The sequence below is a fragment of the Limosilactobacillus coleohominis genome (assembly GCF_016901675.1).
Classification (GTDB): domain Bacteria; phylum Bacillota; class Bacilli; order Lactobacillales; family Lactobacillaceae; genus Limosilactobacillus; species Limosilactobacillus intestinavium.
Genome location: NZ_JACJKU010000083.1, coordinates 1 through 6,017, shown reverse-complemented (window position 1 = coordinate 6,017; position 6,017 = coordinate 1). Strand labels below are relative to the sequence as shown.

Sequence of the window (6,017 nt, the reverse complement as noted above, 5' to 3'; positions counted from 1 at the left end):
GTTTAGCGACACCATTAAAGACCTTTATGGGTTTTCTTGTCCACTTATTTAACTGTTAACTTAAATATTACAATCTACAGTTATATAATAAATATGATTATCTTGGGAGGCTTAATCGAAATGAATAAAAAACATCTAATGATTGTTTCAGTCGCAGGGCTTGCACTCTTGGCAGCCGGGTGCAGTTCACAAAGTTCACCAACTAATGATGGTAATTCTTCAAGCCTATTAACTAGTAAATCCAGTACTAAGGTTAGTGCAGATAATTTATCACCTCAGGAGATGGTGAGTCTCGTTACAACCTATGCTGGTAATAAATATGGCGAACAATGGTATCAAACTGCTAAGGATGCAAAAAAAGACGGCCTAGAAGTAGACCTGTATCCAGCTGATCATTATAAGTTATCCGATAATGGACAAGGCGTTGCCTATAATGTAAAAGCATCTGGTAAATCTTCAAATCTGGTTTATACCGTTAATGGAGATAATGTCACTATTTATAAAAATGCCAGTGGCAACAACAGCGGTAAAAAGTTAACTACTGTTAGCCGTTCTTCAATGGTTAATACTGTTAACAACCAGGGACAAGGTAGTTTTGTCAAACAATTATCACAAAATGCCCAAGTAAACGATAAACGCGGTGGCAGTTCTTCCACATCTACAAGCAATGACTCTTCAACTAAATCCGGAAAATACGGTAATGAAGGACCTATTACAGTTCCTAGTGAAATGCGTGGCACCTGGTATTCAGAGGATAATGATTCATCTTCTACTGTTACTTTCGGAAAGAATACTTTCCAATACCAAGGTGACGATGCAGATGGTTCTGATGGTTCTAATAGCCTTTCCCACCTTTACAAGCAAAACCCTTCGTTTGCAAAAAACGAAGATAATATGACCGATCAAGGAATTGAAGAAGCAACTAAGAATTGGAGTAGAACTAGTTTTTGGGATTGTCATGGAATGCATTGGTTAAACATACAAGGATGGTGTCAAGGTGCCGGTGATGGTTCCTTCTTTGCTGTCCATACTGAGACAATTGATGGTAAGAAAGTTAAAGTTCTAGTTCAAGCTGGTGGTGCAACTATTGCAACAGACGCTGTTTATTACCAGACTCAAAGTCTTGCTCACCAAAATAAAGATACTGAATTTGATGATCTTCACTACGCCGACGACGATTAGTTTAATTCCATAAATGCAAAACATCCACTTCTGGATTATTTAAATCTCAGAAGTGGGTGTTTTAGTTTGTCGTTAATAATGCGCTTAATCGTTCGATATGATGCTCCATAACGTCAATTTGCGGTATTGCTAAACTAATACCATTAAATGCTAATGGCAGCTCTGTACAGCCAAGAATGACTGCATCTAATTGTTTAGCTTGTGCGTCCAACATAAACTAAAAAAACTCCCAGAGTTAGAACTCTAAGAGTAAAGGTCACTGTGATATTTGATTTAATTTTCTGGTTCGTAAACCAAGTGATCATTAATAAAGGAACGGAATCCTTGTTCAGCAAGTTCACGGCCGTAGCCTGAGTGCTTAACACCGCCAAATGGTAGTTCAGGTAATGAAGCCCATCCAGAATTGATCCAGCTCATCCCAGTATCAATTTGAGCAGCTACTTTACGAGCTTCAGAAACGTTCTTAGCAAAGACAGTGTTTCCTAACCCGTAACTAGAGTCATTGGCAATGTCAATGGCTTCTTGAACATCATGGTACTTGTATACAGACATCACTGGCCCAAACATTTCTTGATCAAAGATTGGGTTGTCCTTCGTAATATTGGTCAAGATTGTTGGCATAAAGAATTGACCTTCCAGATCAACTGGTTGATTCCCATAAACAACCTTCGCACCATTAGCAATAGCTAGGTCCACTTGCTTTTGTAACTTCCGCTTGGCCTTTTCTGAATTCATTGGTGCCAGAGTGGTGCTTGGATCCATTGGATCACCCATCTTAACACTGCTGAAAATCTCCTTAGCGCGTTCCAAGAATTCATCATAGAGGTTATCTGGAATGATGAAGCGCTTGGAAGACGTACATACTTGACCAGCATTGTATAGACGAGCCGAATAGATAATTGATGCAAGTTCATCAATATCAGCGTCTGGTAGCACAATAAATGCGTCATTACCACCGAGTTCCATAGTGCTCTTCTTAAGATTCTTAGCAGCCTCAGTAGCAACTGCTTGTCCACCACGTTCAGAACCAGTCAGGCAAACCCCTTGAACCCGCTTATCAGCGATGATGGCTCCAACTTGGTCATAGCTGACAAACAAGTTAGTTAAGCTGCCTTCAGGAGCTCCTGCTTCCTTAACAAGATCAGCAAATGCTTGGGCAGAAGTTGGACAGTTAGATGCGTCCTTTAATACCATTGGGTTTCCTGCTAGAAAGTTAGGGATAAAGACCCGTGCAATTTGATAAAATGGGAAGTTCCAAGGTTCAACCGCCATTAAAATTCCTGTAGCTTGGTGCAGAACATAACCATTACCAGATTCAGTATAAATTGGCGTTGGTGCTAGATATTGATCGGCATGTTCAACATAGTAGTCACAGAATGAAGCACAAAGTTCAACTTCACCTTCGGACTCACCAATTAATTTCCCCATATCGTGGGTCATAATTGTGGCCAATTCATGTTTTCTTTCACGAAGCAATTCCCCTAAACGGGTAATGATTTGCTTTCGTTCTGCTAATTCACCACCGTTTCGCCACTTTAGGTATAAAGCATGTGCAGCAGTTAAAGTTTGTTCAATTTCTTCATCAGTAGTTTGTTGATATTCATGTTCAACCTGATTGGTATATGGGTTGATTGTTTGATAAGCCATTATTAATCACCTTTCTAATTTGTCTATATTTCACATTGTAAACGTTTTATAAAATTTCACAAGCTAATTAAACAGTCGCTCAGTAATGCACATATATCAAACACTATTATGTTGGTATAAGTTTGTGAAAAATATTTTTGGTACATCTTTATTTCACAAAGTCAGGTTTTTAACTAAAAAAAGACTGATCATCACTGATCAGTCCCCTCAATTCACCCTATTTAGGTTTGGCAGTATTTACTTTTTTCATTCGATACATGCTTGATTATTTTCGTTATTGTGATATTCATTTAGATCGGTATGACCCAACAAAAAAGGTTGCACGTCAAATTCGTGCAACCTTTTTGACAATGCGCTTTCGTTATTAAATTCTATCGAATAGAACCAGTTTAATTAACCAAAAGCAACATCATTCAACTATTAAGAGTGAATTAGAATTCACGCTTCTTAGCAACCATGCCTAAACCAAGCATTGCTGAAACAGCACCAAGTGCCATTACAGCAGCGCTGTTTTCGTTACCAGTTTGTGGAAGGGCATTCTTAGCAGCGTTGTTTTGTGCGTTCTTGTATTCAGCACGAGTCATAGTAACAGCTGCTGGAGCTACAGTAGCAGCAGTGTTAGAAGCAACAGCTGAGTTAGAAGCAGAGTTGTTCTTCAAAGCAGCGATTTGTTGTTCCACTGAAGATACACGGTTCTTCAAATCGTCGATTTGCTTTTGAACATCACTGTTGTTGTCATCGCTCTTGGAGTTGTTGTTGATCTTGCTCCAGTCGATGTTGTGTAATAATTCGTCAGCCTTTTCAACTAATGCTTCAGCATCACTTTGAGCGCTCTTAGCATCGTCAACTAACTTTTGAGCCTTAGTAACGTTGTCGTTAGCAGCAGCTAATACATCATGTGCCTTAGTTTCTTCGTTAACAGCATCGTCATGAGCCTTAGTTGCGTCAGCAGTTGCCTTCTTAGCAGCTTCAAGTTGAGGACCAGTTACGTTGTTCAAGTGGTCTTGAACCATGTTGATGTAGTCAACTTGGTCGTTGTAGGCCTTGTCAGCTGCATCCTTAGCTGGCTTGATGTTCTTGTCCCTGTCAGTTTGGGCATCAGAAATAGCCTTGTTGGTGTCGTCAACCTTCTTTTGTGCATCCTTAACTGCTTGGTTCTTAGCATCAAGATCCTTTTGGAATCCAGTTAAACCATCGTTAAGTTCGTTTAAGTAGTCAACTTGGTCGTTGTAAGCCTTGTCAGCTGCATCCTTAGCAGCCTTCAATGCATCACGTGAGTTAGCAAGGTTAAGCTTGTCAGCAACCTTAGCCTTTTCGGCAACTTCATTACTTTGAGCAGCGTCATAATCACGTTGTGCTGCAGCCAATGCTTCTTCATTCCAATCATTGGATTCATTAGCTTCAGCTGCTTGAGCATTTTGCAATGCGTTTAACTTAGCATCTTCATCATCCTTAGCTGCTAAGTAAGCATCGTAGTTGTTCATTGTGTCAAGAACACTTTGAGCAGCATTAGCAGCAGCCTTAGAATTATTTACAGCAACTGCGTTTTCATGAGTACTGTTGTGACGGTAAGCACTCAAATCACGTTGTAATTGATGGTTTGCATTAGCAACAGCAGTTTGAGCAGCATCTTTGATGTCGTTAGCAACCTTTGCGGAAGCAGTTGCCTTACTAGTTGCTTGATCTGAAGCATTCTTATCTGCATCAGCAGCATCCTTATCTGCAACGTACTTAGCAATAGCATCATTGTCATTAGTAAATGCTTTTTCTGCAGCAAGACGATCGTCAGTAGCCTTATCAAATGCCTTTTGAGCAGCGGCTTGTGCTTCTTGGTTGTATTCAGAGTTATCTTGAGCTACTGCTGCATTAGCATCTTCAAGAGCCTTAGTAGCTGCATCTTCAGCACTCTTAGCATTCTTAAGAGTATCGTAGTTGTTCATGTTGTCTAAGTTGTGATTTGCAGCGTCTAACTTAGCTTGAGCATCATTTACAGCATCCTTGGAGTTGTTAACAGCTACAGCGTTTTCATGTGTAGCGTTGTGACGGTAAGCACTCAAATCACGACGTAATTGATGGTTTGCGTTATCTAATGCAGCTTGAGCATCATTTACTGCCTTTGAAGCGGCATCTTTAAGGTCATTAGCAGCCTTTGCAGAAGCTTCTGCCTTGTTTGCAGCTTTAGTTGCGGCATCTTGGTCAGCCTTAGCGGCATTCTTAGCGTCAAAGTACTTAACATCTTGGTCATTTACGGCATCATTGTAAGCCTTGTCTGCATTGTCCTTAGCTGGCTTGATGTTCTTGTCCATGTCAGTTTGGGCATCGGAAATAGCCTTGTTGGTGTCGTTAACCTTCTTTTGAGCAGCTTCTGCAGCGTTCTTAGCGTTGTTTAAAGCGTTTGAGAAGGTGTTAAGACCTTGTTCAAGTTGGTTTTGGTAAGCAACTTGGTCGTTGTAAGCCTTGTCTGCAGCGTCCTTAGCTGGCTTGATGTTCTTATCCATGTCAGTCTTAGCATCAGAAAGTGCCTTTTGATTGTCATCGTAAGATTCTTGAGCAGCCTTTTGAACAGCAGTAGCTTCGTCAAGGTCGTTACCAGTCTTGTTAACGTTTTCTTGAGCCTTGTTGTAGGCATCGTTAGCAGTGTTAGCATCCTTCTTAGCTTGGTCTAAGATGGAGTTAGCGTTGTTAACAGCGTCGTTAGCCTTCTTGTGGTTGTCAAGAATGTTAGCAGCTTCTGAAGTTGCTTGCTTAGGATCAGTAGTGTTAGCTGCTGCCTTGTTAGTGTTGTTGTTGTTCTTAACATCGTTAACGTCATTAGTTGCTGAAGCAATCTTGTTTGAAGTTGCGTCAACGTCAGCCTTAGCCTTGTCAGCAGGTGTTTGTTGTGCATCTGTTGTTGCGGCAGCATCCTTGTTAGCAGCAATAGGAGCAGCATTAGTGTCGGCGTGTGCGACAGTAGTGTTGTTAGTATTGCTTAAAGTCAATCCAGCTAAAACAGCGGTGGTCATTAAACCAGCAACCATCCAGTTCTTGCCGGACTTGTACATCTTAAAATGCATCTTATTATTTTGCATAATAAAAAAACCTCCATAAATAATGACAAAAAAATAACCCAAACACGGTAATCATTTGAATCATCATTATTTTAATACTTTTAGTTTTTTTTTTTCAACGATTCTATCCCTTTTCAT

4 protein-coding genes are annotated in these 6,017 nt (G+C 40.3%); 1 reads left to right on the top strand and 3 read right to left on the bottom strand.

Features of this window, described 5'->3' with window-relative positions; genetic code table 11:
• Positions 1 to 120: 120 nt before the first annotated feature.
• Positions 121 to 1,182, top strand: a complete 1,062-nt coding sequence (locus tag H5975_RS07065) for a hypothetical protein (RefSeq protein ID WP_204785455.1) — start codon at positions 121 to 123, stop codon at positions 1,180 to 1,182.
• 61 nt (positions 1,183 to 1,243) lie between these two features.
• Here the strand turns inward: H5975_RS07065 and H5975_RS07060 are convergent, their stop codons facing one another.
• The 3 genes from H5975_RS07060 to H5975_RS07050 all read right to left on the bottom strand — a co-directional run bounded on the left by H5975_RS07060 (position 1,244) and on the right by H5975_RS07050 (position 5,900).
• Entirely contained in the window at positions 1,244 to 1,396 is a 153-nt protein-coding gene (locus H5975_RS07060; protein ID WP_204785454.1) for a hypothetical protein, read from the bottom strand.
• Positions 1,397 to 1,455: 59 nt separating this feature from the next.
• A complete protein-coding gene (locus H5975_RS07055; protein WP_204785453.1) occupies positions 1,456 to 2,829 on the bottom strand; it encodes an NAD-dependent succinate-semialdehyde dehydrogenase in 1,374 nt (457 codons plus the stop codon).
• Positions 2,830 to 3,260: 431 nt separating this feature from the next.
• The gene (locus H5975_RS07050) at positions 3,261 to 5,900 is read right to left on the bottom strand and encodes a KxYKxGKxW signal peptide domain-containing protein (RefSeq protein ID WP_204785452.1); all 2,640 of its coding nucleotides are present in this window, start codon (positions 5,898 to 5,900) and stop codon (positions 3,261 to 3,263) included.
• Positions 5,901 to 6,017 lie beyond the last annotated feature (117 nt).